This is a genomic window from Stenotrophomonas sp. PS02289 (assembly GCF_029960115.1).
Lineage (GTDB): Bacteria > Pseudomonadota > Gammaproteobacteria > Xanthomonadales > Xanthomonadaceae > Stenotrophomonas.
The window spans coordinates 1-755 of record NZ_JASCOZ010000347.1 but is presented as its reverse complement, the minus strand read 5'-3'; the positions used below and the strand labels follow the sequence as shown (position 1 = coordinate 755).

Sequence of the window (755 nt, the reverse complement as noted above, 5' to 3'; positions counted from 1 at the left end):
CCGTAGAGCCGGGCTTGCCCGGCTGCTCTTCGCAGGAACCCAACCCCGTAGAGCCGGGCTTGCCCGGCTGCTCTTCGCGCCAAACCGTCCGCCAACGTCAGCCGGGCAAGCCCGGCTCTACATCACCGCGCGGATCATTCCTACGTAGCGGTCCGCAACATCCCGAGCGCGGCCAAGCAACCGCCTCGCCATCCTGTCCGCATGGCCAGCCCCTCACTCCAGCATGGAAGAATCTCCAATGTCGGCTGCTGCTACGTCATCACCACAGTGACGGCCGGGCGCAACAGAATCTTCGAATGTCCGGAAAACGCCCGCGAACTGGTCAGCTGGCTCAAATGCTCGGATCACGAAGGTCGAACAGAATCCCTTGCCTGGGCGGTGATGCCCGATCACCTGCACTGGATGTTCTTCCTGCGCGACACATCGCTTTCCACGGTGGTACGCATGATGAAGTCACATTCTGCCCGGGCGATCAACCAACGCAACGGTAGCCAGGGAACTATCTGGCAACCCGGCTATTACGATCAGCGTCAGCGTGACGAACGTCAGTTCCGAACGGAAGCGCTTTACATCATGGCCAATCCGGTCCGTGCGGGTCTGGCAACACGCTTGGAGGAATACCCATTCGCGTGGTGCCGCTGGTCGCTCTCCGGCATGACGATCTGACGTATACCGTAGAGCCGGGGGGGGGGGGGGGGGGGGGGGGGGGGGCGCCCCGCCCCCCCCCGCCCCCCCCCCCCCCCCCGCCCCCCGGG

General features: G+C 64.9%; 1 protein-coding gene. It reads left to right on the top strand.

The window, feature by feature from the left end; translation table 11 throughout:
- Positions 1–201: 201 nt before the first annotated feature.
- Positions 202–666, top strand: coding sequence for a transposase (locus QMX83_RS21545; RefSeq protein ID WP_282298663.1), 465 nt, complete (start codon positions 202–204; stop codon positions 664–666).
- Positions 667–755 lie beyond the last annotated feature (89 nt).